This is a genomic window from Burkholderia sp. GbtcB21 (assembly GCF_019091065.1).
GTDB lineage: Bacteria > Pseudomonadota > Gammaproteobacteria > Burkholderiales > Burkholderiaceae > Burkholderia > Burkholderia pyrrocinia_C.
In genome coordinates this window covers 149,697-173,581 of record NZ_JAGXKA010000002.1, presented here as the reverse complement: position 1 = coordinate 173,581, position 23,885 = coordinate 149,697, and the positions used below count along the sequence as shown (strand labels likewise).

Here is a 23,885-nt window from a genome sequence, read left to right as displayed (position 1 = left end):
TTCGTGGCGACGCAGCGGGCGGCGCGGGCGCTGATCTTCACCGCGGACGATTTCGGGCTGCACCCGCGCGTCAACGCGGCGGTCGAGCGTGCGCACCGCGACGGCGTGCTGAACGCCGCGAGCCTGATGGTCGGTGCGCCCGCCGCGCAGGATGCGATCGAACGCGCGCGGCGGCTACCGTCGCTCGCGGTCGGCCTGCACCTCGTCCTCGCGGACGGGCCGGCCACGCTGCCCGCGCATGACATTCCCGCGCTCGTCGGCCCCGACGGGCGGTTCGGCGACGCGATGGCGAAGGACGGCTGTCGCTTCTTTTTCCTGCCGCACGTGCGTGCGCAACTGCGCCGCGAGATCCGCGCGCAGTTCGACGCGTTCGCGGCGAGCGGCCTGCCGCTCGACCACGTGAACGCGCACAAGCATTTCCACCTGCATCCGACCGTGCTGTCGATGATCATCGAGATCGGCCGCGACTACGGGCTGCGCGCGGTGCGGCTGCCTTACGAGACGAGTGCGCCCGCGCTGCTCAAGCCGTGGATCGCGCTCGTGCGCGCACGGCTCGACCGCGCGGGGCTCGCGCACAACGACTACGTGGTCGGGATCGAACACACGGGCGCGATGGACGAGGCCGTGCTGCTCGATGCGCTCGCCACGCTGCCGCCGGGCGTCGGCGAGATCTACTGCCATCCGGCCGAGGCCGGCGACGGCCCGATCACGCCGACGATGGCCGGCTACCGTCCGGTGGACGAACTCGATGCGCTGCTGTCGCCGCGTGTCGCCGCCGCGCTGAAGGCGGCGGGCGTCGCGACCGGCGGCTTTGCCGACGTGTTCGGCCAGCATGCGGCGCAGCGCGGCGCGCACACGCCGCGCGCACCGGGAGCGCAGCCGTCATGACCAAATGGATCAAGTGGCTCGGCTGGCCGATCGGCATCGGCATCCTGCTCGCGCTGGGGCTGCACGAAGGCATCGGCGACGTGTCGCAGATGCTCGCGCGCGCCGGTTACGCGCTGCTGTGGCTCGTGCCGTTCCACGCGCTGCCGCTGCTGCTCGACGCGTATGCATGGCACCAGCTGCTCGACCGGCGCAGCTCGCTGCCGTTCCTGTGGTGGATCGCGACCGTGCGCGAGGCCGTGAACCGGCTGCTGCCGGTGGTCGGGATCGGCGGCGAACTCGTCGGCATCCGGCTCGCGCGCTGGCAGGTACCCGACGCGAGCCGCGTGACGGCGTCGGTGATCGTCGAGGTGCTCGTGACGATCGTCGTCCAGTATGCGTTCGCGGCGCTTGGCCTCGTGCTGCTGCTGTCGACGACGGACAACATGGGCGGCGGCACGATCGGCCTCGCGCTGCTGCTGACGCTGCCGTTGCCCGTGCTCGGCGTCGTGCTGATGCGGCGCGGCGGCATCTTCCATGCGATCGAGCGTTTCGCGGGCCGCCTGCTCGGCGATTCGCACCGGCTGCTGCAGGGCGTCGACGGCCGCCGGCTCGACGCCGACATCGACGGGCTGATGTCGCGCACGGGCCTGCTGTTCAGCGCATTCTTCTGGCAGCTGGCCGGCTACGTGCTCGGCGCGCTCGAGATCTACTGGGCGCTCGCGCTGCTCGGCCATCCGGTATCGATCGGCGGTGCGATCGCGATCGAGGCGATGACGCAGGCCGTGCGGCATGCGGCGTTCATGGTGCCGGGCGGCCTCGGCGTGCAGGAGGCGACCGTCGTGCTGCTCGCGCAGATGTTCGGCGTGGATCGCGAGACGGCGCTGTCGCTCGCGCTGGTCAAGCGCGGCCGCGAGGTGCTGTTCGGCTGCGTGGCGCTCGGTTCGTGGCAGCTCGCCGAGCTCGTGCGCACGCGCCGCCGCATCGACGACGCGCCGCCGGCCGGGCCGCGCGCGCCGCATCTGGCGAGCCGCACGCCCGAAACCGAAGCCGAAACCGAAACGACGCATTGAACACGAGACGGGCCGCGCGCCCGTCTCGCGCTTTTGGCGTCGTGCGGGTATGCTTGCCGCGTGTTTTCTCGACGCGCATTTCTTCCGATGATTTTCCGTTTCCGGCTGCTTCCCGTGACGATGCTGGCCGCTGCGCTGGCGCTGACCGGCTGCGACGACAAGCAAGGTAACCTCGACGTGCAACGCATCAGGGACTTCTTCAACGCGATCAAGCCCGCGCCGCTGCTGCTGAAGGGGCTGAAGGTCGGCGAATCGACCGAGGCCGACGTGCGCGGCACGATGGGCAAGCCCGAGACCGAGCGCGTGTTCACCGACGGCTCGAAGCGTCTCGAATATCCGCGCGGCCCGATGGGCAACCAGACCTGGTTCGTCGATCTCGATGCGAGCGGCCGCTACACGGGTGCGACGCAGGTGCTGACCGCCGAGAATTTCGCGAAGGTGCGCCCCGGGATGAACGAGGACGAGGTGCGGCGCCTGCTCGGCAAGCCCGGCGACATCGCGCAGTATCCGCTGAAGCCCGAGACGGTCTGGAGCTGGCGCTGGCTCGAGGACGGCGTCAACACCGACGCATTCTTCAACGTCCATTTCGGCCCGGACGGGCTCGTCTATACGACTTCGCGCTCCGACATCCTGAAGGGGCGGTGAGCCGGCCCGCGTTCGGCGCTATATCGAAAAAGCGACCGGAAAATTGCAAAAAGTCCGCTTCCCTGCGTGTCATCCGACTGTCAGGAAGCGGCTTTTTTCCTTTTGAAACAGCGGTGTAGGCCGGACTCGCAATGACCGGACGGGTTGCTGCGGCGCAGCAAACGCGTGCCAGGTGATTTGAGGCAAACAATTTCGCTTGCGACTATCCGCGTCACCCCGGCGCGGGACAGGCATTCGCGTCGGCATCCATTCCAACTCTGGAGGCGCGCGTGTTCCTTTACGGCTTTGGTCCTGTCCTCTGGGCCGGCACCGTGCAGACCATCGAGCTGTCGGTGCTGTCGCTCGCCACTGCGGTGGCGCTGGGGCTGATCGGCGCGGTGGCGAAGCTGTCGCACAACCGGGTGCTGCGAGCGATCGCGACCGGTTATACGACGTTGATCCGCTCGGTGCCCGATCTTGTGCTGATGCTGCTGCTGTTCTACAGCATCCAGATCTGGCTGAACCAGTTCACCGACCTCGTCGGCTGGAGCCAGATCGACATCGATCCGTTCGTGGCCGGCGTGCTGACGCTCGGCTTCATCTACGGCGCGTACTTCACCGAGACGTTTCGCGGCGCGTTCCTGTCGGTGCCGCGCGGCCAGCTCGAAGCCGGTGCCGCGTACGGGATGAGCGGCGCGCGCGTGTTCGCGCGGATCATGTTTCCTCAGATGATGCGCTTTGCGCTGCCCGGGATCGGGAACAACTGGCAGGTGCTCGTGAAGGCGACCGCGCTGGTGTCGATCATCGGTCTCGCGGACGTCGTGAAGGCCGCGCAGGACGCCGGCAAGAGCACGTTCAACATGTTCTTCTTCATCCTCGTCGCGGCGCTGATCTACCTCGCGATCACGACCGTTTCCAACCTCGTGCTGATCCAGCTCGAGAAGCGTTATTCCATGGGCGTGCGGCACGCAGAACTATGATCGAGATCCTCCAGGAATTCGGCAAGGCGTTCCTTTACTGGGACGGCCAGCGCCTCTCCGGCCTTGCGGTGACGTTGTGGCTGCTCGTCGCGTCGATTTCGCTCGGCTTCGTGTGCGCGGTGCCGCTCGCGGTCGCGCGCGTGTCGAAGAAGAAGTGGGTGTCGATGCCCGTGCGGTTCTACACGTACGTGTTCCGCGGCACGCCGCTCTACGTGCAGCTGCTGCTGATGTACACGGGCATGTACAGCCTCGAGTTCGTGCGTTCGCATTCGCTGCTCGACGCGTTCTTCCGCAGCGGCTTCAACTGCGCGATTCTCGCGTTCGCGCTGAACACCTGCGCGTACACGACCGAGATCTTCGCGGGTGCGATCCGCGCAATTCCGCACGGCGAGGTCGAGGCTGCGCGGGCATACGGGATGACGCCGTTCACGATGTACCGCCGCGTGATCCTGCCGTCGGCGCTGCGTCGCGCGCTGCCGCTGTACAGCAACGAGGTGATCCTGATGCTGCACGCGACGACCGTCGCGTTCACGGCGACCGTACCCGACATCCTGAAGGTCGCGCGCGACGCGAATTCCGCGACCTACATGGCGTTCCAGTCGTTCGGAATCGCCGCGCTGATCTATCTTGCGGTATCTTTCGCACTCGTCGCGGCATTTCGCCGTGCGGAGCGCCACTGGCTCGCGTATCTCGCGGCCGGCCGTCATTGATTTCACTTCGAGGAGAGCCAGATGGCCGAGATCACTCAAACGAGCGCTTCCGCTTCCACCAAGCTTGCGGCGGTCGACATCCACAAGCGCTATGGCGACAACGAGGTGCTCAAGGGCGTATCGCTGAACGCGAAGGCCGGTGACGTCATCAGCATCATCGGCGCGAGCGGCTCGGGCAAGAGCACGTTCCTGCGCTGCATCAATTTTCTCGAGCGGCCGAATGCGGGGCAGATCGTCGTCGACGGCGAGACCGTCCGCACGAAGACCGACCGCGCCGGTGCGCTCGAAGTCGCCGACCACAAGCAGCTGCAGCGTATCCGCACGAAGCTCGCGATGGTGTTCCAGCACTTCAATCTGTGGGCGCACATGAACGTGCTCGAGAACGTGATGGAAGCGCCCGTGCACGTGCTCGGCATTCCGAAGAAGGAAGCCGAGGATCGCGCGCGCGCGTATCTCGAGAAGGTCGGCCTCGCGCCGCGCGTCGAGAAACAGTATCCGTCGCATCTGTCGGGCGGCCAGCAGCAGCGCGTCGCGATTGCGCGTGCGCTCGCGATGCATCCGGACGTGATGCTGTTCGACGAGCCGACGTCGGCGCTCGACCCGGAGCTGGTGGGCGAAGTGCTGAAGGTGATGCAGAAGCTCGCCGAGGAAGGCCGCACGATGATCGTCGTCACGCACGAGATGGGGTTCGCGCGCAACGTGTCGAATCATGTGATGTTCCTGCATCAGGGGCGGACCGAGGAAGAGGGCGATCCGAAGGAAGTGCTGGTGCGCCCGCAGAGCGAGCGGCTCAAGCAGTTCCTGTCGGGCAGCCTCAAGTAACGCGACAAGGCAGGTTTCATACGTGGTACCGGTGTCCCGTCCCGCAGGCGCCACCCGCACGACGCAGGTGGCGATCGTTGCATTGCCGCCCGTGTCGATGTCGGGCGTGGGCCCGATCGTCGACGCGCTGAATCTTGCGAACGAGATCGACGGCCGGCTGCTGTATCGCTGGCAGGTATGTTCGTGGGACGGGCGGCCCGTGCCGCTCGCGGGCGGTGCGCAGTGGCATGCCGATGCCGCGTTCAACGATGCGATCGCGTGCGACTGGCTGATCGTCGTGACCGAGCGGTTTCAGCAGTTTGCCGACTATCGGCTGTTTCTCGCGAGTCTCGCGCGGGTCGGGCAGCGTACGCCGCTCGTGACCGGCATTCACCACGGCGTATGGTGGCTTGCGATGGCCGGGCAGCTTTCCGGTTATCGCGTGAGCGTGAACTGGGAGACGTATCAACAGTTTGCCGAGCAGTTCGAGCGGTCGATCGTCACGCAGCAGATCTTCGAGATCGATCGGGATCGCGCGACGTGCGCGGGCGGGCAGGCTACCGTGGATTTCATGCTGGCCATGATTGGCCGGGAACATGGTGTCGATCTCGCCGAGAGGATCGCCGATGCGCTCGGTGCGGGGACTTTGCGGAGTGGCGAGGAACGCCAGCGGATTCCTTTTGTGACGGCGCCTGGCGAGCGGCATCCTCAGTTGAACGATGCGTTGCTGCTCATGGAAGCCAATGTCGAGGATCCTTTGACGACCGATGAGATCGCCGAACTCGTTGGCGTTTCACGCCGGCAGCTGGAGCGGCTCTTTCGACAGTATCTCGGGGCGATGCCCTCCAAGTATTACCTCAATTTGCGGTTGCTCAAGGCAAGGACGCAGTTGCAGCGCACGAGCAAATCGGTCGTGCAGGTTAGTCTCGCCTGTGGGTTTTCTTCTGCTGCGCATTTTTCCAATGCCTATCGCGAGAGGTTCGGGGTTACGCCTCGGGAGGATCGGCGAGCGTGGCTCGAAAAGCAGACCGGGAGTGAGCCTCGTGGGGGCGCTCTGGTCGAGCGGGGTGGGAAGGATTGATTTGTGGTTCGCTCGCGGTTTTCGTGAAGCACCTGTGATCGTGTCGGTCTATTTGCGTCGCCCCTGCGCGGGGCGGCGGTTACTTTTCTTTGTCTTGCCAAAGAAAAGTAACCAAAAGAAAGGCGCTGTGAGAACGCATGACTTCCCGGTGCCGTGGCCATCAGAGTGGCCCTCGCCTAAGTGTCCGCGCCAGGACAGAACCCGGAGTGGTTCGAGCAATGGTTCCGACACCACTCACCACCCAACAAAGCGGTATACCGCCCGCTAGCTCCATCCTCGCTGCGCTCGGCTGCAAGGTGCTTCAAGTCTCAAGGTGCTTCAAGTCGGAAGGTGATGGTGTTTGCGGTGACCTTGCCAGGAGGCGTGCGACAAATGGACCGCGACGGCGCACGTCCGATCCCCAAGAGCAGCGATAGGGGTTAGCCGGCAAGACCTAAGTAGGGTGCGACGTATGGCTTGCAATAGAACAGCGTGGCGAGCAACGTTACAACGAAAAACGCTCCGCCCCAGCGACGTCCCGACCATCGTTTATACGCTACCGCATTTAATATCGCGCATGAGACAGCGGGCCATAACAGCATGGCGAACATGCCCCACAGGAACTTCGCATGCGATGCGCAGTGTTCCATGTCGTTGCAACCTGTCGCATGTGATTTCACCTCGGGCCAATGGATGTGATTGAGGGCGTAGATGGTCACCCAAGTGACGAGCAAACCCCATACGAACCCTAGTACAGCGAGCGCCATACGTTTCATTTCACTTCCCAGAAAAGGATTTCTTTGGAATTGGCAAGGTCGGAGAACCAGTTGTTGTTTGTCAGTGGGTTTCGGAATCGCGACATGCCAATGCGGAAGCGTAAGAAACTCACGACGGATGGCGTAAGCGTGTCCTTGTTCCACAGGTCGATATGACCGCCGCTTAGTGCGTCGGCTGAGTCGCCATCCTGTCGCCAGTAGCCGAAAAAGTAGATGATACCGGTTCGGTTTTTTACCTTGTCTTGCCAGTCCGGGCCGGTGATGTTTTCAGGTTTGCCAAGCCCCAGGAATGGACGCAGCTTTAACCATTCAGCCAGCTCGTACGCGCGCGTCGCAGTCGATTTGCCACCAAGTATCAGACGGCCTAGCGTTTTCTTCCCCGGCATCGGCTTCAACACATTTTGCGAAAACGACTTCATGGCGCTTCCGATGCCGTGAAACGTGACGCTCAAGCGAATGGCGCATTGATTCTCATATTCGCCAGTGGGGTCGTCGTAGGGGTCTTTCTTCGGGTACGCGTTCCAAAGCTCTTGAAAGGACAGCGCTTGAAGCTGTACAGATTTCTTTGATTTTGGTGTGTCGTTCGTGCGGACCTTCGTGGGAGGATTAGGCATGGCTTACCCCGGTGAGCTTTTTTGCAATTGCTTCGTCTCCCCAATAGACGGTGTAGTCTCCGGATCCGTCACCGGTGTGGACGCGCGGTAGCTCGCAGCTCGCATCGAGCACGCCGGAATGGACGCGGCCGTCTGCCGTTTCGATGTAATAGGGGTAACCTTCCGGCCCGTGGGCAATACTGCCGCTAGTCTTCGCTTCGACCTGTTCATCAAATGCACCTTTCTTGATCGACACGACGCGACCCGTTATCGTTCGGCTCGAAATGACCTCCCCGAGGCCTTTTAGCCCATCATCACACCATGCTTCACCGGCAAGCAGAGCAACGATGTTCGGCGGAGTCGGGCACCCGCACAGGACAGTATCGCGGTCTAGTGCGACTTCTCCCTGAAACTTGAGCCGATATGGCCCGCCAGCCTTTGCGATGATGCCGGTGCTTTGACATGCAGTGCAGAACGCACTGCCGCCAATCAAGGCTGCTTGATGCCCGTGGACCAGGAACGGTGGCCCGCTGTATGAGTTGATTGTTCCGCCGCTTGAAAGACTATCGCCAACAACCGCAATTCTTCTATTCATCGTTTGGCCCTCGCGGAAAGTCACAATCGTATCGGCACGACGTAAGGGTGCATCTCGATATTGTTCGAGGCGCTTGAGACGGAGTGATCGCGCTGGGTGTGCAATTTGCCGACCGGTGCTCATTTGTTCCGTGTCATCAAGCAATGTGCCGACTGCGTTATTCCTCGTTCGCCGGCTGCGTCATTCTTGTGGGCTGTGAGAATGACAGGCTGCCTGTGCATAGGATTCGTGGCGTCGCGTGCGCGCCGTGATTCCCGGAACTGATCGACCAACAGCTCCGCTTGAGAGATGTGTACCTTGCAGCCGAGCGCAGCGAGGATGGAGCTGGCGGGCGGTATACCGCTCCGTTGGGTGGCGAGTGGTGTCGGAACCATTGCTCGAACCACTCCGGTCTCCTGACTGGCGCGGACACTTAGGTGCGATCCACTCTGATGACCACGGCACCGGGAAGTCATGCGTTTTCCGAGCGCCTTTCTTTTGGTTACTTTTCTTTGGCAAGACAAAGAAAAGTAACCGCTGCCCCGCGCAGGGGCGACGCTAATAGACCGACAAGTCAACAGGTGTTTCACGACAAACACAGGCGAACCACCCAAAAAACCACCCTGACACCAAAACCCACAGCCCCCCGCCCGGAAGGGCAAAATAGCAGCAGAAAAAGGGGCTTCCGATAGAACCCGTCGCAATTCCGCAAGACGCTTGCGTCACCCTTACCTAAACTTGATCCTGTTGAACCCTCTTACGAAACCGAAAGGAACGACCATGACGACCTCGACCGTGACCCGCCAGACATTCGACGAAGTGATGGTGCCGGTATTTTCCCCCGCCCCGTTCGTGCCGGATCGCGCAGAGGGCTCCCGCGTGTGGGACACGGCCGGCCGCGAGTACGTGGATTTCGCGTGCGGCATCGCGGTGACGTCGCTCGGCCACGGCCACCCGGAACTGCTGAAGGTCCTGGACGAACAAGGCCGCAAGCTCTGGCACATCGGCAACGGCTACACGAACGAACCGGTGCTGCGCCTCGCGAAACGCCTCGAATCGCTGACCTTCGCCGACCGCGCATTCTTCGCGAACTCGGGCGCGGAAGCGAACGAAGCCGCACTGAAGCTCGCACGCCGAGTCGCATTCGATCGCCACGGCGCCGACAAATTCGAAATCATCTCGTTCGTGCAGTCGTTCCACGGCCGCACGTTCTTCACGGTGAGCGTCGGCGGCCAGCCGAAGTACTCGGAAGGCTTCGGCCCCGTGCCGGCCGGCATCAAGCACCTGCCGTACAACGACATCGAAGCCGCGAAGGCAGCGATCGGCCCGCAAACCTGCGCGGTGATCGTCGAGCCCGTGCAGGGCGAAGGCGGCGTGATCCCGGCCGATCCGGCCTTCCTGAAAGCGCTGCGCGAAGCGTGCGACGCCAACAACGCACTGCTGATTTTCGACGAAGTGCAAACGGGCGTCGGCCGCACGGGCCAGTTCTACGCGTACATGGACACGGGCGTCACGCCGGACATCCTGACGACCGCCAAGGCGCTCGGCAACGGCTTCCCGATCGGCGCGATGCTGACGACGAACGAACTGGCCGCTCACTTCAAGGTCGGCGTGCACGGCACGACGTACGGGGGCAACCCGCTCGCATCGGCGATTGCCGACAAGGTCGTCGAACTGATCGGCGACCCGGCGCTGCTCGAAGGCGTGCGCGAACGCAGCGTGCGCCTGAAGGGCGCGCTCGAACGCATCAACGCACGCTTCGGCATCTTCAAGGACATCCGCGGCAAGGGCCTGCTCGTCGGCGCGGAACTCACCGCCGCGTTCGACGGCCGCGCGAAGGACTTCGTCAACGCAGCCGCCGAGAACGGCCTGATCATGCTGATCGCCGGCCCGAACGTGCTGCGCTTCGTCCCGTCGCTGGTGATCCCGTTCGACCTGCTCGACGAAGGCGTCAAGCGCTTCGAGAAGGCAGTCGAACAAGTGCTCGCCGCGCAGGAAGCCACCGCGCGCTGATCGGCGCACCCATCGCAGACAGGAACGACGATGCTATTTGTTCGCCCCGGCAAACTCACGGATCTCGATGCGCTCGCGCACATGGCGCGCACCGCGCAGCCGGTCCTGCACTCGCTGCCGCACGACCGTGCGGCGCTGGAAGCGCGCGTGGCGCTTTCCGAGGATTCGTTTCGCGCGGACGTCGACTTCGCCGGCGAGGAGTTCTACCTCTTCGTGCTCGAGGATTCGTCGACGGGCAAGCTGCTCGGCACGGCGAGCATCGTGGCCGCGGCCGGTTACTCGGAGCCGTTCTACGCGTTCCGCAACGACGCACTGATCCACGCGTCGCGCGAGCTGCACGTGAACCGCAAGATCCACGCGCTCACGATGTCGCACGAGCTGACCGGCAAGAGCCGGCTCGCCGGCTTCTACGTCGATCCGTCGCTGCGCGGCGACGCGGCCGCGCACCTGATCTCGCGCGCCCGGATGATGTACATCGCCGCGAACCGCCGCCGCTTCACGCCCGAAGTGTTCACGCTGCTGCTCGGCGTCAGCGACGGCAACGGCGCATCGCCGTTCTGGGAAGCGGTGGGCCGCAAGTTCTTCGGCCGCGACTTCACCGACGTCGACATCGCGTCGGGCGGCCGCAGCCGCACGTTCATCGCGGAAGTGATGCCGGCCTATCCGATCTACGTGCCGCTGCTGCCGGAAGCCGCGCAGCGCGTGCTCGGCGAGCCGAACGAGACGGCGCTGCTCGCGTACGACATCCATCTCGAGGAAGGCTTCGAACCCGACCGCTTCGTCGACATCTTCGACGCAGGCCCGGTGCTGACCGCGCAGGTTGACCGCACCGCGTGCGTGAAGCACGGCACGGAGCGCGTCGTGCGCGAAGCCGCGCACCAGCAGGGCGATGTCGCGTACATGGTGTCGACGGGCAGCGGCGAATCGTTCCGCTGCGTGCTGACCGACCTGCCGGGCGATGTGGGCGACGCGCCGCTGGCCGGCGACGTGCGCGCGGCGCTCGGTGTGAAGGATGGCGATGTCGTGCGCTGCGTGCCGCTGCACCGCCGCGACGATGAAGATTTGAAGGGAGACGCAGCATGATCGTCGTTCGGGTCGTACAAACGGGCGACGTCGACGCGCTCGTGTCGCTCGCGAAGGAAACCGGGCCGGGCCTGACCACGTTCAAGCCCGACCGCGACGCGCTCGCCGCGCGCATCGAGCGCACGCGCCGCACGCTGGCGGGCGAGGCCGCGCCCGGCGAGGCCGGCTACTTCTTCGTGATGGAAGACTCGAAGACGGGCGACATCGCGGGCGTATGCGGAATCGAATCGCAGGTCGGTCTCGAGCAGCCGTTCTACAACTACCGCGTGAGCACGGTCGTGCACGCGAGCCAGGAACTCGGCGTGTGGACGCGGATGTCCGCGCTGAACATCTCGCACGACCTGACGGGCTACGCGGAAGTGTGCTCGCTGTTCTTGAGCCCGCGCTATCGCACGGGCGGCGTCGGCGGCCTGCTGTCGCGCTCGCGCTTCATGTTCATCGCACAGTTCCGCGAGCGCTTCCCGGAACGCATCTGCGCGGAACTGCGCGGTCACTTCGACGAAGACGGCACGTCGCCGTTCTGGCGCGCAGTCGGTTCGCACTTCTACCAGATCGATTTCAACGCGGCCGACTACCTGAGCTCGCACGGCCGCAAGTCGTTCCTCGCGGAACTGATGCCGCGCTACCCGGTATATGTCGACCTGCTGCCGCAGGACGCGCAGGATGCGGTCGGCCTCACGCACCGCGACACGCTGCCGGCCCGCAAGATGCTCGAAGCGGAAGGGCTGCGCTACCAGAACCACGTCGACATCTTCGACGCGGGCCCCGTGCTCGAATGCCACGTGAACGACTTGCGCACGGTGCGCGAGAGCGTCGTCGTACCGGTCGCGATCGGCGTGCCCGACGCGCAGGGCGACCGTCCGCCGACGTCGCTCGTGTCGAACACGTCGCTCACCGATTTCCGCGTCGGCGTCGCGCCGGGCGTGGTCGCGAACGGTTCGTTCGTGCTGTCGGCCGACGATGCCGTCGCGCTCGACGTGAAGGCCGGCGATCCGGTCCGCGTGCTGCCGCTCAAAGTCAAACAGGGATAAACGAATCATGACGGAACTCTTCATCGACGGCGCCTGGGTCGCAGGCTCGGGCCCCGTCTTCGCTTCGCGCAACCCGGGCACCGACGAGATCGCATGGCAGGGCGACAGCGCATCGGCGGCCGACGTCGACCGCGCGGTCGCGAGCGCGCGCCGCGCGTTCGCCGGCTGGTCGGCGCTCGACTTCGAATCGCGCTGCGCGATCGTGAAGCGCTTCGCGGCATTGCTCAACGAACGCAAGGAAGCGATCGCAACCGCGATCGGCCGCGAGACGGGCAAGCCGCTGTGGGAAGCGCGCACCGAAGTCGCGTCGATGGCCGCGAAGGTCGGCATCTCGATCCAGGCCTACCAGGAACGCACGGGCGAGAAGCGCCAGGACATGGCCGACGGCGTCGCGGTGCTGCGCCACCGCCCGCACGGCGTCGTCGCTGTGTTCGGCCCGTACAACTTCCCCGGCCACTTGCCGAACGGCCATATCGTGCCCGCGCTGATCGCCGGCAACACGGTCGTGTTCAAGCCGTCGGAGCTCGCACCGGGCGTCGCGCGCGCGACGGTCGAAGTATGGAAGGAAGCCGGGCTGCCGGCCGGCGTGCTGAACCTCGTGCAGGGCGAGAAGGACACGGGCATCGCGCTCGCGAATCATCGGCAGATCGACGGGCTGTTCTTCACGGGCAGCTCGGACACCGGCACGCTGCTGCACAAGCAGTTCGGCGGCCGTCCGGAAATCGTGCTCGCGCTCGAGATGGGCGGCAACAACCCGCTCGTGATCGGCGAAGCCGAGGACATCGACGCGGCCGTGCATCACACGATCCAGTCGGCGTTCCTGTCGGCCGGCCAGCGCTGCACGTGCGCGCGCCGCATCTTCGTGCCGCAGGGCGCGTTCGGCGATCGCTTTCTCGTGCGCTTCGCCGACGTCACGTCGAAGATCACGGCCGACGTGTTCGATGCCGATCCGCAGCCGTTCATGGGCGCGGTGATCTCGGCGCGCGCGGCGGCGAAGCTGGTCGACGCGCAGTCGCGCCTGGTCGAGCAGGGCGCGAAGCCGATCGTCGCGATGACGCAGCGCGATCCGCGCCTCGGTTTCGTGAACGCGGCGATCGTCGACGTGACGGGCGTGGCGAACCTGCCCGATGAAGAACATTTCGGCCCGCTCGCGCAGATCGTTCGCTACGCGACGTTCGACGAAGCGATCGAGCGCGCGAACGACACGGCGTTCGGCCTGTCCGCCGGCCTGCTCGCCGACGACGCGCGCGTTTGGGAGCACTTCCGCCGCACGATCCGCGCCGGGATCGTCAACTGGAACCGGCCGACCAATGGCGCCTCGTCCGCCGCGCCGTTCGGCGGCACGGGCCGCTCGGGCAACCATCGCCCGAGCGCGTACTACGCGGCCGACTATTGCGCGTATCCGATGGCGTCGGTGGAAAGCACGCAACTGACTTTGCCCGCGAGCCTGTCGCCGGGCCTGCATTTCTGATCGAGGGAACGACGATGAACGCACAAGAAGCCAATTTCGACGGGCTCGTCGGCCCGACCCACAACTACGCCGGGCTGTCGTTCGGCAATGTGGCGTCGCTCAACAACGAGAAGTCGGCCGCGAACCCGAAGGCCGCCGCGAAGCAGGGGCTGCGCAAGATGAAGCAGCTCGCGGATCTCGGTTTCGCGCAGGGCGTGCTGCCGCCGCAGGAGCGGCCGTCGCTGCGCCTGCTGCGCGAGCTCGGCTTCTCGGGCAAGGACGCGGACGTGATCGCGAAGGCCGCGAAGCAGGCGCCCGAACTGCTCGCCGCGGCTAGCTCGGCGTCGGCGATGTGGACCGCGAACGCGGCCACCGTCAGCCCGTCGGCCGACACGAGCGACGGCCGCGTGCACTTCACGCCGGCGAACCTGTGCAGCAAGCTGCATCGCGCAATCGAGCACGATGCGACGCGCCGCACGCTGTCGACGCTGTTCGCCGATCCCGCGCACTTCGCGGTGCACGAGGCGCTGACGGGCACGCCGGCGCTCGGCGACGAAGGCGCGGCGAACCACACGCGCTTCTGCGCCGAATACGGCAAGCCGGGCATCGAGTTCTTCGTGTATGGCCGTGCCGAGTATCGCCGCGGCCCCGAGCCGAAGCGCTTCCCGGCACGCCAGACCTTCGAGGCGAGCCGCGCGGTCGCGCATCGCCACGGGCTCGCGGAAGAAGCGACGGTCTACGCGCAGCAGGATCCGGACGTGATCGACGCCGGCGTGTTCCACAACGACGTGATCTCGGTCGGCAACCGCGACACGCTGTTTACGCACGAACGCGCATTCGTCAACAAGCAGGCGATCTACGACACGCTGACCGCCGCACTCGACGCACGCGGCGCGCGCCTGAACGTGATCGAGGTGCCCGACGCGGCCGTGAGCGTGAACGACGCGGTGACGTCGTATCTGTTCAACAGCCAGCTGCTGTCGCGCGCGGACGGCTCGCAAGTGCTCGTCGTGCCGCAGGAATGCCGCGAGAACGCGAACGTCGCGGCCTATCTCGACCGTCTCGCGGCCGGCAACGGCCCGATTCACGACGTGCTCGTGTTCGACCTGCGCGAAAGCATGAAGAACGGCGGCGGCCCCGCGTGCCTGCGCCTGCGCGTCGTGCTGAACGAAGCGGAGCGCGCGGCCGTCACGTCGAACGTATGGATCAACGACACGCTGTTCGCGTCGCTCGATGCGTGGATCGACAAGCACTACCGCGATCGCCTCGCACCGGAAGACCTCGCCGATCCGGCGCTGCTCGACGAATCGCGCACGGCGCTCGACGAGCTCACGCAGATCCTGCGCGTCGGGTCGTTGTATGACTTCCAGCGCTGACGCACCGATGTCCGCCGCCGCGCCGCTCGACGACTTTCTCGCGTTCACGCTGGCCGGCACCGTGCCGGCCGTGACCGACGGCGCCTGCGCGGGCGGGGCGGTGCGCTGGCAATGGCTCGGCGACGGGCTGCTCGCGCTCGAACCGGCCGCAACTGACGGTGCGGCGCGCGCGAGCGTGCTCGTATCGGCGGGCGTGCACGGCGACGAGACGGCGCCGATCGAGCTGCTGTCGATGCTCGTGAGCGATCTCGCCTCGGGCGCGCTGCCGCTCGCGTGCCGGCTGCTGATCGTGCTCGGCAACGTGCCGGCGATGCGTGCCGGCGAGCGTTATCTCGACGACGACCTGAACCGCCTGTTCAGCGGCCGTCACGCGCAGGTGCCCGCGAGCCGCGAGGCGCCGCGCGCCGCGCAGCTCGAAGCGGCCGCTGCCGCGTTCTTCGCGGCGGCGCCGGCGGGCAGCACGCGCTGGCACATCGACATGCATACGGCGATCCGCGCGTCGGTGTTCGAGCAGTTCGCGCTGCTGCCGCATACGGGCACGCCGCCGACGCGCACGATGGTCGAATGGCTCGGCGACGCGCGCATCGCGGCCGTGCTGCTGCATACGGCGAAGGGCAATACGTATTCGCATTTCACGGCCGAGCACTGCGGCGCGCTCGCATGCACGCTGGAACTCGGCAAGGTGCGGCCGTTCGGCCAGAACGACCTGACGCGCTTCGCGCCGGCCGACCTGGCCGTGCGTCGACTCGTATCGGGTGCGCGGGGCGGCCATCCGCGGAGCGACGCCGGGGCCGCGTTGCCGCGCGTATTCACCGTGATCGACCAGATCACGAAGCAGAGCGACGCGCTCGAACTGTTCGTCGCGGCCGACGTCGCGAACTTCACCGCGTTCGCGCGCGGCACGGTGCTCGCGCAGGACGGCGACTACCGCTACACGGTGACGCACGACGAGGAACGGATCGTGTTTCCGAACCCGACCGTGAAGCCGGGCCTGCGCGCGGGCCTGCTCGTCGTCGACACGACGCGCGAGACGCTCGCGGCGCTCGTCTGAGCGCGTGTCCCTACCAATTGCGCGACTGATGGCATGCGGCCCCCGGCCTTGCGTATTTGCGACATCGTCTTGCAAGTTCGGCGGCCGGCACGGCCGGCGCCGCGCACGCACCGCAGCATCGCGCGCCGTCGGCCGCTTTGCCATATCGGGCCGTGCGGATTGGTACAATCGCGGCCTTGCGGCTGTTGCGCCGCATCACGGCGCGGCATCGACATTGTCGCGGCCATCTGGCCCTGCAATGATGCAAGCGCCCGTAGTTCCGGAACATTCGAGTATCGAGGAGAGCACCAGATGAAGTTGGATTGGCGTAAAGTGGCCGCGCACGCGGTGGTGGCGGCATCGGTGGTGGCGGCAGGCAGCGCGTTTGCCGCGGATCTGAAGGAGATCCGGTTCGGCGTCGAGGCCTCGTACGCACCGTTCGAATACAAGACGCCCGACGGCAAGCTGACCGGCTTCGACATCGACATCGGCAACGCGGTGTGCGCGAAGCTGAAGACGAAGTGCGTGTGGGTCGAGAACGACTTCGACGGCCTGATCCCCGCGCTGCAGGCGCGCAAGTTCGACGCGATCAACTCGGACATGACGATCACCGACCAGCGCAAGCACGCGATCGCGTTCACCGATCCGATCTACACGATTCCGAACCAGCTGATCGCGAAGCAGGGCAGCGGCCTGCTGCCGACCCCGCAATCGCTGAAGGGCAAGCGCGTCGGCGTGCTGCAGGGCACGATCCAGGAAGCGTACGCGAAGAAGAAGTGGGCGCCGGCCGGCGTCGAAGTCGTGCCGTACCAGACGCAGGACCTGGCCTATGCCGACCTGAAGTCGGGCCGCCTCGACGCGACGTTCCAGGATTCGGAAGCCGGTTCGAAGGGCTTCCTGACGAAGCCGCAGGGCCAGGGCTTCGGGTTCGCGGGCGGCACGGTCAGCGACACCGAGATCCTCGGCTCGGGCGTCGGCTTCGGCCTGCGCAAGAACGACGCGGCGCTGAAGACCGCGCTCGATCAGGCGCTGAAGGACCTGAAGGCCGACGGCACGATCGACAACCTCGCGAAGAAGTACTTCAGCGTGCCCGTGACGCTCAAGTAAGCGTTTCGTTCGATCGCACGATGCGAGCAAGCCGGCCGCTCATGCGGCCGGTTTGCTTTTGGAGGCGGGAAACTGTGGAGGGCCGGCCGGCCCCGCGCTACGCGGGAAAGAACCGCCCCAGTTCGCGCGCGAGCTCGTTGAGCACGCTCATCTCCTGCTGCGCGATCTTGCGCGCGGGCTGCGCACCGGCCCAGTCGCCATACAGCAGCGCGACGGTCGTCGTGCCGACCCGCACGGGCAGCAGCACGAACGCGCGCGTGTCGTCGAACGCGTCCAGATACCACGCGGGCAGGCGCTTGAGCATCTTCGGATCCTGCGCCTGCTCGATGAAGATGCCGACCGAATTCGTGATCGCGAGATGAAACACGTCCGGCTCGAAGCGTTCGTCGAAGCGCAGCCGGTCGAGCGCCGTATCGACGCCGGGGCCGAAGCCGAGGCGCGCGGCGAACGTGCCGTCGTCGTGACGCACGAACATCACGGTGCGCGTGAACGCGAGGCCGGCCAGCAGGCTTTCCGACGCGAGTGCGAGCACCGGCGTCAGCACATGCTCGGACGGCAGCGCGCGCAGGTCCGCGAGGCCGGCTTCGAGGCATGCCTCGGGTTCGGCCTGCGCGCGCGCGATCGCATCGGCGTTCGCGCGCAGCTCGACGATCTCGCGCATCACGGTGTCGCTCGCTTCCTCGCGCGCGAGCAGGTCGGCGATCTCGACGAGCGCGTCGGACTCCATGTCGAGCTCCGTGCCGTAGTGCTGCGCGAGCGTCGCAATGCGCGCGTCGCGCTGCGGGCTCGCGGGCATCGCGAGCGCGCTCGCGACGTCGGTCGAGCAGCGGCTCACTGCGCGCAGCCAGCGTACGCGGTCGGCCGGGCCGTCGTCGGCTGCATGGCCCGCGTTGCGGTCGTCGTCGTATTCGTCGTCGAACGCGTCGGCGTGGGCCGCGTGATCGTCGTTGGCCATCCCCGCGCGAATCACGTCGGGCAGCCGCCAGCGCGCGGCCGCTTCGAGCCCGATCTCGTCGAAGCCGACGCCGAGCACGTCGATGCACGCGGCCGCGTCGTCGCCGTTCAGCTCGGCCGTGCGCCGGCGGATCCGGTCCCATTCGCTGTCGAGATAGCAGACCACCAGCAGCTTGCCGACCTGGCGCATCAGCGTGCAGACGACGGCTTCCTCGCCGCCGCGCAGCTCGGCGTGCTCGGTCAGCTTGCGCGCGACGCAGCCGGACAGCAGCGCGCGGTTCAGTTCGAGCTTCGCGTCGATGCGTCGCGGCGTGCTGTGGTGGAAATGGTCGACGAGCTTCAGTCCGACGACGAGATGGCCGACCGCGTCGAGGCCGAGCACCATCAGCGCGCGGGTGACGGTCGTGATGTTGCCGCCGAACGCCATGTACATCGCGGAGTTCGCGAGCCGCAGCACTTTCTGCGTGAGCGCGAAATCCGACAGCACGACGCGTACGAGCGCTGTGAAGTCGAGGTCGTCGTTCTTCATCGCGGCCATCGTCGCGCGCAGCGATTCCGACAGCAGCGGGAAGTCGCCCCGTTCGTTCATCCGGGCCCACAGCTTGTCGAGCAACGCGGTGCGGGGCAGGTATTCGGTGGTTGACATACGGATCTGTCCGGTTCGCCGCGCGCGTCAGGCGGCGGCGTGCAGGTGCAGCTGCTGCGCCTCGAAGCGCCGTGCGAGTTCCTCGGACGGCAGCGCCTGGCAGACGAGCCAGCCCTGGATGTGATTGCAGCCCATCTCCGTCAGCAGTTCGCGCTGCGCCTCGGTCTCGACGCCTTCGGCGACGAGCTCGAGATCGAGCGTCTGCGCGAGGCCGACCACCGCCGACACGATCGCGCGGTCGTTGCGCGACGTCAGCAGGTTCTCGACGAAGCTGCGGTCGATCTTCAGCTTCGCGAGCGGGAAGCGCTGCAGGTACGCGAGGCTCGAATAGCCGGTGCCGAAATCGTCGATCGCGAAACGGATGCCGAGATCGGTCAGCTCCTCGAGCAGCCCCTTCGCGTGCGCGGGGTCGTGCATCAGCAGGCTTTCGGTGATTTCGAGCACGATGCGGCGCGGGTCGATGCCCGTCAGCGCGATCGCCTCGCGCACGCTCTGCGTGAAGCGCGGGTCGCGGAACTGCTGCGGCGACACGTTGACCGCCACGTACTGCAGCGCGAGCCCCTGGCGGTCCCATGCGACGAGCTGCATGCACGCGGCCTTGAGCACCCAGTTGCCGAGATAGTTGATCAGGCCGATCGATTCGGCGAGCGGAATGAAGGTCGCCGGCGGCACGAGGCCGTGCACCGGATGGCGCCAGCGGATCAGCGCCTCGACGCCGACCACCGCGCACGACTGGCTGTGCGTGATCGGCTGGAAATGGAGCGAAAACTCGCCGTTGCGCACGCCGTCGTACAGGTCGGCTTCGAGCTGCAGCCGTTCGGCGTCGGCCGGATCGTCGACAGGCGCATGGAACGCGAGCGCGTTGCCGCCCGATGCCTTCGCCTGCGCGAGCGCGTGGTCGGCGCGGCGCAGCAGCGGGCTGTGGTGCTGCGCGCGATGCGGTGCGGCGCGCTCGTCCGGATAGAGCGCGATGCCGATGCTGGCGGACAAGTGCACCGTCTGCCCCTGGTATACGTAAGGTTCGCGCACCGCGGCCTGCAGCCGGCGCGCGAGCGCGTCGGCTGCATTGCTCGCCTGCACGCGGTCCGGCGCACCGAGCACGACCGCGAACTTGTCGCTTGCGACGCGCGCGAGCCGTTCGTTCGGCGTGGCGAGCGCCTTCAGCCGCTGCGCGGTTTCGCGCAGCAGCGTGTCGCCCGCGTCGTAGCCGAGCGCGCGGTTGATCCGCTGGTAGTCGTCAAGGTCGAGCAGCAGCAGCGCCGCGCAGGTGCCGTCCTCGTCGGCGGTCTGCTGCGCGCGCATCAGCGCGGGCACGAGCGCGGACAGGTTGTCGAGCCCCGTCATCGGATCGTGGTGCATCTCGTACGTGAGGCGCGCCTCGAGCGCGCGCCACGACGATACGTCGAACGCCGCGATCGCGAAGCCGTCGACCCCGTGGTGGCGGCTCTTGAACGCACGGATCTCGACGTCGAGCGGGTAGGTCAGCGACTTGACGATGCACATCGTCGCCTTCTCGACCTGGCCCGAATGCGCGGCGCGTGCAAGCAGGCCTTCGAGCGCCGCGGTATCCTGTTCGGCGATCAGGTCGCGCAGCGTCAGCGTGTGCAGGTAGTCGCGGTGGTAGCCGATGAAGCGCAGGCTCGCGTCGGACACGTACAGAAAGCGCAGCTCGCGGTCGACATGGGCGAGGAAATCCACCGTGCCGACCGTCTGTTCCAGCCAGTTGCGCACGGAGTCGTCGCGCCGCGGCGCGCCGGCGCGCGCGGGCATCAGCGCGCCGCCCGACCAGGCGAAGCGGCGCAGCGTATGCAAGGCGCTGCGCCAGGAGCCCTTGCGTGACGTCTGTTTCCTGTTGGCTTCCATGTTTCTCGCTGACGTGAAGGGCTGGAACCGGTTGTCCGGAAGGAATAACGGCAGACTGTGGGAAATCTTTAACGGGCCGGGCGCGGATGGCGCTGCCGCGCAATCCGATCATGCACGCGCGTTCGACAGGCGAACGCTGGCGTGGCCTACATCGAGGCTGACTTTATAAGAAATGAGGACGCAGATGAAGCGAAAACTGTTGCTGGGCGCCGCGGCGGCGCTGGTGGCCGGCCATGCGCTGATGGCGCAGGCGCAACTGAAGCCGGGCGCCGCGGCGCCGGACTTCACGACGCAGGCGTCGCTGGGCGGCAAGACTTACACGTACTCGCTCGCCGATGCGCTGAAGCATGGACCGGTCGTGCTGTATTTCTACCCGGCCGCGTTCACGAAGGGCTGCACGATCGAGGCGCATGCGTTCGCGGATGCGGTCGACCGTTACAAGGCTTACGGCGCGACGGTGATCGGCGTATCGGCTGACAATATCGACACGCTGACGAAATTCTCGGTGAGCGAGTGCCGTAGCAAGTTCCCGGTCGCGGCCGACCCGGACGCGAAGATCATCCGCGAATACGACGCGAAGCTGCCGGCGCTCGACCGCGCGAACCGCGTGTCCTACGTGATTTCGCCGGAAGGGAAGATTCTGTACGAATACACGAGCCTGTCGCCCGACAAGCACGTCGAGAACACGCTGGCCGCCGTGAAGGCGTGGGCCGACACGCATCCGAAGCAGTAAGCGGCAGGCCCACGCGCAAGCGGCCCGTCGTGCGGGCCGCGGGCACGGGAAAACGCGCCGCCCGCGAGGCGGCGCGCATGGCGCCGCGCTACGCGCGCAATGCCTGCTCGATCGGCACGCCGCCGCCGACGAAGCCGACGATCTTGCGCGAGATGCCGAGCTTGATCGCCTCGATCGCGGCCCACGCGACATCCTGGCGCGATACCGGCGGCGCGGGCTCGACGCGCTCCTCGGTCAGCGCGATCTTGCCGACGCCCGGCGTGTCCGTGAGCGGGCCGGGGCGCAGGATCACGTAGTCGACGCCGGACGCGATCACGCGCTCGTCGCCTTCGCGCTTCATCTGCGAATAGTGGCGCAGCGCGTCGGGGCTCTGCTCGGGCCAGTACGCGGACAGCGAGCTGATCACGACCAGCTTCTGCACGTTGTACGCCAGCGCATACTCGGCCGCGCGGGCGACCGCGTCGCGGTCGATCTGCTCCTCTTCGGCCGCGCCTTCCGATTCGGCCGAGCCGGCCGTATAGATCACGTGCGTGATGCCCTGGAATGCGTGCGAGAAATCGTCCGTCAGATCTGCCTCGACGACCTTCGCGCCCGGCAGCGCATAGCCGTGCCGGCGCACCAGCGCCGTGACCTCGAACTCCGGCTGCTTGAGCAGCAGATCCGCGCAGGCCTGGCCGGTGCGGCCGGTCGCGCCAATCAGCAGTACCTTCGTCGTCATGAAACCGCTCCTTGCTCGATGCGTCATCCTCCCAGATAGGGACGGACGACCGATAACTCAAGTGTAATGTCGAATCGCGGCGGCGGCGCACAGGTAATAAGGGGCGTACCGGCGCGGGCTGTCGGCGAAGGCTTCCCGGTGCAGGCACGCGGCCCCCGCCGACACGGCGCACGTTCGGGCGGTCATTCATTCACATGGATTCGGGAATGACGCGCCGACCGGCTATCATGTGCGCGATGCATTTTTCGACGCTATGTCCTAAACGCGTCGGCCAACCGGTTGGAGTACACATGGCATTACCCCTGGACAACGTCAGCATGGCCGTGTTCTGCGACTTCGAGAACGTCGCGCTCGGCGTGCGCGACGCGAAGTACGAGAAATTCGACATCCAGCCCGTGCTGGAGCGCTTGCTGCTGAAGGGCAGCATCGTCGTGAAGAAGGCCTATTGCGACTGGGATCGCTACAAGGGCTTCAAGGCGTCGATGCACGAGGCGAGCTTCGAGCTGATCGAGATTCCGCACGTGCGCCAGTCGGGCAAGAATTCGGCCGACATCCGGCTCGTCGTGGACGCGCTCGATCTCTGCTACACGAAGTCGCACGTCGATACGTTCGTGATCATCAGCGGCGACTCGGACTTTTCGCCGCTCGTGTCGAAGCTGCGCGAGAACGCGAAGAAGGTGATCGGCGTCGGCGTGAAGAAATCGACGTCGGACCTGCTGGTCGCGAACTGCGACGAATTCATCTTCTACGACGATCTGGTGCGCGAGCAGCAGCGCACGCTCGCGAAGCGCGAACAGCAGCAGCGCGCCGGCAACGGCGGCGCGAAGCGGCCCGACGAGCCGTCGCGCAAGCACGACATGGACGCGCGCAAGGCCGAGGCGATCGCGCTGGCGGTCGAGACGTTCGACGCGCTCGCGTCGGAGCGCGACGACGTCGGCAAGATCTGGGCGTCGGTGCTCAAGAGCGCGATCAAGCGCCGCAAGCCGGATTTCAACGAGTCGTACTACGGGTTCCGCGCGTTCGGCAACCTGCTCGACGAGGCGCAGGCGCGCGGCCTGCTCGAAGTGGGGCGCGACGACAAGTCGGGCGCGTTCGTGTCGCGGGCACGCCAGCCGGCGGCTGCGGAGCACGTTGCGGCCGGTGGTGAAGGCGCCGCCGCGCACCACGGCACGCGCGCGGCGGAGCCGGCGCGGGCCGGGCGCGAATCGCGGCGTCGCGGGCAGCGGCCGGAAGCGGCCGTGCACGAAAGCGTGCAGGTCGAAGCGCAGGAGGCGGTCGTTGCCGAAGTCGCCGACGCAGCGGCGGTCGCACCTGCCGTCGCGGCCGACACGGCCGATGCGCACGGCGACGCGAAGGACGGCCGCAAGCGCGCACGCAAGAGCGCGGCGAAGAAGACCGGCGCGAAGAAAACTGCCGCCGCGAAGAGCGCCGGCCGTCACGAGGCCGGGCAGCCGGACGACGCCGCGCATGGCGCGGCGCAGCACGGTGGCGACAAGCACGCGCACGGCAAGCATGCCGACGACGCACATCGCGATGCGGGGCAGGGCGACGACCGGCACGCCGCGGTGACGCACGCCGAGCCGGCGGCCGGCGATTTCGGCGGCGAGGTTGCCGCGGCGCAGCCGTCGCATGACGCCGCGCCGGTCGAATCGGCTGCCGAAGCACCGGCCGCTGCCAAGCCGAAGAAGCCGGCCCGCAAGGCGGCGCCGCGCGCGCGTCGTCCGCGCAAGACGGCGGCTACCGAGTAAATAAACCGCAGCCGGGCCCGGATCGTCCGAAACAGGACGGCACCCGGCCCGCGCAATACCGGCCGGCGCAACGCCGGC

General features: G+C 66.5%; 21 protein-coding genes. 16 read left to right on the top strand and 5 right to left on the bottom strand.

Going from position 1 to position 23,885, the window contains the following annotated elements:
• The first annotated feature begins 3 nt into the window (after positions 1-3).
• From hpnK to KVT39_RS04950, 7 genes are all read left to right on the top strand, one after another.
• Positions 4-888 (top strand): hopanoid biosynthesis-associated protein HpnK, encoded by an 885-nt coding sequence (gene hpnK, locus KVT39_RS04980; RefSeq protein ID WP_217588051.1) that lies wholly within the window; start codon positions 4-6, stop codon positions 886-888.
• Entirely contained in the window at positions 885-1,937 is a 1,053-nt protein-coding gene (locus tag KVT39_RS04975) for an HpnL family protein (protein WP_217588050.1), read from the top strand. Before hpnK ends, KVT39_RS04975 begins: the two co-directional genes overlap by 4 nt.
• Before the next feature lie 87 nt (positions 1,938-2,024).
• Positions 2,025-2,582: a lipoprotein gene (locus KVT39_RS04970; RefSeq protein ID WP_034183140.1), complete on the top strand. Its 558-nt coding sequence runs from the start codon at positions 2,025-2,027 to the stop codon at positions 2,580-2,582.
• Positions 2,583-2,851: 269 nt separating this feature from the next.
• Positions 2,852-3,541 carry an ABC transporter permease gene (locus KVT39_RS04965; protein WP_034183141.1) on the top strand — a complete coding sequence of 230 codons (690 nt, stop codon included), beginning with the start codon at positions 2,852-2,854 and terminating at the stop codon, positions 3,539-3,541.
• Complete coding sequence (locus KVT39_RS04960) at positions 3,538-4,251, top strand: ABC transporter permease (RefSeq protein ID WP_006401214.1); 714 nt, start codon at positions 3,538-3,540, stop codon at positions 4,249-4,251. The genes KVT39_RS04965 and KVT39_RS04960 overlap by 4 nt, the downstream gene beginning before the upstream one ends.
• Before the next feature lie 21 nt (positions 4,252-4,272).
• Entirely contained in the window at positions 4,273-5,073 is an 801-nt protein-coding gene (locus tag KVT39_RS04955; RefSeq protein ID WP_034183142.1) for an ABC transporter ATP-binding protein, read from the top strand.
• A 22-nt stretch (positions 5,074-5,095) separates the two neighbouring features.
• A complete protein-coding gene (locus KVT39_RS04950) occupies positions 5,096-6,133 on the top strand; it encodes a GlxA family transcriptional regulator (protein ID WP_217588049.1) in 1,038 nt (345 codons plus the stop codon).
• 751 nt (positions 6,134-6,884) lie between these two features.
• Here KVT39_RS04950 and KVT39_RS04945 read toward each other — a convergent pair.
• Together KVT39_RS04945 and KVT39_RS04940 are read right to left on the bottom strand one after the other, a co-directional pair.
• Positions 6,885-7,502 (bottom strand): type VI secretion system amidase effector protein Tae4, encoded by a 618-nt coding sequence (locus KVT39_RS04945; RefSeq protein ID WP_217588047.1) that lies wholly within the window; start codon positions 7,500-7,502, stop codon positions 6,885-6,887.
• Positions 7,495-8,076 carry a PAAR domain-containing protein gene (locus KVT39_RS04940; RefSeq protein WP_217588045.1) on the bottom strand — a complete coding sequence of 194 codons (582 nt, stop codon included), beginning with the start codon at positions 8,074-8,076 and terminating at the stop codon, positions 7,495-7,497. Before KVT39_RS04940 ends, KVT39_RS04945 begins: the two co-directional genes overlap by 8 nt.
• Before the next feature lie 759 nt (positions 8,077-8,835).
• On the opposite strand from KVT39_RS04940, the gene KVT39_RS04935 reads away from it, so the two are divergent.
• The 7 genes from KVT39_RS04935 (at position 8,836) to KVT39_RS04905 (ending at position 17,145) form a co-directional block, all read left to right on the top strand.
• On the top strand, positions 8,836-10,068 hold the full coding sequence (locus KVT39_RS04935; RefSeq protein ID WP_034183144.1) for an aspartate aminotransferase family protein: 1,233 nt from the start codon (positions 8,836-8,838) through the stop codon (positions 10,066-10,068).
• Positions 10,069-10,098: 30 nt separating this feature from the next.
• A complete protein-coding gene (aruF, locus tag KVT39_RS04930) occupies positions 10,099-11,151 on the top strand; it encodes an arginine/ornithine succinyltransferase subunit alpha (protein WP_034183145.1) in 1,053 nt (350 codons plus the stop codon).
• Positions 11,148-12,182, top strand: a complete 1,035-nt coding sequence (gene astA / locus KVT39_RS04925) for an arginine N-succinyltransferase (RefSeq protein ID WP_034183146.1) — start codon at positions 11,148-11,150, stop codon at positions 12,180-12,182. Before aruF ends, astA begins: the two co-directional genes overlap by 4 nt.
• A 7-nt stretch (positions 12,183-12,189) precedes the next feature.
• Positions 12,190-13,653, top strand: a complete 1,464-nt coding sequence (astD, locus tag KVT39_RS04920) for a succinylglutamate-semialdehyde dehydrogenase (RefSeq protein WP_217588042.1) — start codon at positions 12,190-12,192, stop codon at positions 13,651-13,653.
• A 14-nt stretch (positions 13,654-13,667) separates the two neighbouring features.
• Complete coding sequence (gene astB, locus KVT39_RS04915) at positions 13,668-15,008, top strand: N-succinylarginine dihydrolase (protein WP_034183148.1); 1,341 nt, start codon at positions 13,668-13,670, stop codon at positions 15,006-15,008.
• Positions 15,009-15,015: 7 nt separating this feature from the next.
• A complete protein-coding gene (gene astE, locus KVT39_RS04910) occupies positions 15,016-16,059 on the top strand; it encodes a succinylglutamate desuccinylase (protein ID WP_217588329.1) in 1,044 nt (347 codons plus the stop codon).
• 291 nt (positions 16,060-16,350) lie between these two features.
• Positions 16,351-17,145: an ABC transporter substrate-binding protein gene (locus KVT39_RS04905; RefSeq protein ID WP_034183150.1), complete on the top strand. Its 795-nt coding sequence runs from the start codon at positions 16,351-16,353 to the stop codon at positions 17,143-17,145.
• 97 nt (positions 17,146-17,242) lie between these two features.
• Here KVT39_RS04905 and KVT39_RS04900 read toward each other — a convergent pair whose 3' ends face one another.
• Together KVT39_RS04900 and cdpA are read right to left on the bottom strand one after the other, a co-directional pair.
• Positions 17,243-18,745, bottom strand: coding sequence for an HDOD domain-containing protein (locus KVT39_RS04900; protein WP_034183151.1), 1,503 nt, complete (start codon positions 18,743-18,745; stop codon positions 17,243-17,245).
• Between the two features lie 27 nt (positions 18,746-18,772).
• On the bottom strand, positions 18,773-20,515 hold the full coding sequence (gene cdpA / locus KVT39_RS04895; RefSeq protein WP_208448932.1) for a bifunctional diguanylate cyclase/phosphodiesterase: 1,743 nt from the start codon (positions 20,513-20,515) through the stop codon (positions 18,773-18,775).
• A gap of 277 nt (positions 20,516-20,792) precedes the next feature.
• On the opposite strand from cdpA, the gene KVT39_RS04890 reads away from it, so the two are divergent.
• Positions 20,793-21,341: a peroxiredoxin gene (locus KVT39_RS04890; RefSeq protein ID WP_034183446.1), complete on the top strand. Its 549-nt coding sequence runs from the start codon at positions 20,793-20,795 to the stop codon at positions 21,339-21,341.
• An 88-nt stretch (positions 21,342-21,429) separates the two neighbouring features.
• Here KVT39_RS04890 and KVT39_RS04885 read toward each other — a convergent pair whose 3' ends face one another.
• Positions 21,430-22,059: an SDR family oxidoreductase gene (locus tag KVT39_RS04885; RefSeq protein ID WP_034183153.1), complete on the bottom strand. Its 630-nt coding sequence runs from the start codon at positions 22,057-22,059 to the stop codon at positions 21,430-21,432.
• A 290-nt stretch (positions 22,060-22,349) separates the two neighbouring features.
• On the opposite strand from KVT39_RS04885, the gene KVT39_RS04880 reads away from it, so the two are divergent.
• A complete protein-coding gene (locus tag KVT39_RS04880; RefSeq protein WP_217588040.1) occupies positions 22,350-23,807 on the top strand; it encodes an NYN domain-containing protein in 1,458 nt (485 codons plus the stop codon).
• The last annotated feature ends 78 nt before the right edge of the window (positions 23,808-23,885 follow it).

Coding starts and splice junctions, on each gene's coding strand:
- KVT39_RS04975 (WP_217588050.1), top strand. CDS start 885: ATGACCAAATGGATCAAGTGGCTCGGCTGGCCGATCGGCATCGGCATC.
- KVT39_RS04970 (WP_034183140.1), top strand. CDS start 2,025: ATGATTTTCCGTTTCCGGCTGCTTCCCGTGACGATGCTGGCCGCTGCG.
- KVT39_RS04960 (WP_006401214.1), top strand. CDS start 3,538: ATGATCGAGATCCTCCAGGAATTCGGCAAGGCGTTCCTTTACTGGGAC.
- KVT39_RS04955 (WP_034183142.1), top strand. CDS start 4,273: ATGGCCGAGATCACTCAAACGAGCGCTTCCGCTTCCACCAAGCTTGCG.
- KVT39_RS04945 (WP_217588047.1), bottom strand. CDS start 7,502: ATGCCTAATCCTCCCACGAAGGTCCGCACGAACGACACACCAAAATCA.
- KVT39_RS04940 (WP_217588045.1), bottom strand. CDS start 8,076: ATGAATAGAAGAATTGCGGTTGTTGGCGATAGTCTTTCAAGCGGCGGA.
- KVT39_RS04935 (WP_034183144.1), top strand. CDS start 8,836: ATGACGACCTCGACCGTGACCCGCCAGACATTCGACGAAGTGATGGTG.
- aruF (WP_034183145.1), top strand. CDS start 10,099: ATGCTATTTGTTCGCCCCGGCAAACTCACGGATCTCGATGCGCTCGCG.
- astA (WP_034183146.1), top strand. CDS start 11,148: ATGATCGTCGTTCGGGTCGTACAAACGGGCGACGTCGACGCGCTCGTG.
- astD (WP_217588042.1), top strand. CDS start 12,190: ATGACGGAACTCTTCATCGACGGCGCCTGGGTCGCAGGCTCGGGCCCC.
- astB (WP_034183148.1), top strand. CDS start 13,668: ATGAACGCACAAGAAGCCAATTTCGACGGGCTCGTCGGCCCGACCCAC.
- astE (WP_217588329.1), top strand. CDS start 15,016: ATGTCCGCCGCCGCGCCGCTCGACGACTTTCTCGCGTTCACGCTGGCC.
- KVT39_RS04905 (WP_034183150.1), top strand. CDS start 16,351: ATGAAGTTGGATTGGCGTAAAGTGGCCGCGCACGCGGTGGTGGCGGCA.
- KVT39_RS04900 (WP_034183151.1), bottom strand. CDS start 18,745: ATGTCAACCACCGAATACCTGCCCCGCACCGCGTTGCTCGACAAGCTG.
- cdpA (WP_208448932.1), bottom strand. CDS start 20,515: ATGCCCGCGCGCGCCGGCGCGCCGCGGCGCGACGACTCCGTGCGCAAC.
- KVT39_RS04890 (WP_034183446.1), top strand. CDS start 20,793: ATGAAGCGAAAACTGTTGCTGGGCGCCGCGGCGGCGCTGGTGGCCGGC.
- KVT39_RS04885 (WP_034183153.1), bottom strand. CDS start 22,059: ATGACGACGAAGGTACTGCTGATTGGCGCGACCGGCCGCACCGGCCAG.
- KVT39_RS04880 (WP_217588040.1), top strand. CDS start 22,350: ATGGCATTACCCCTGGACAACGTCAGCATGGCCGTGTTCTGCGACTTC.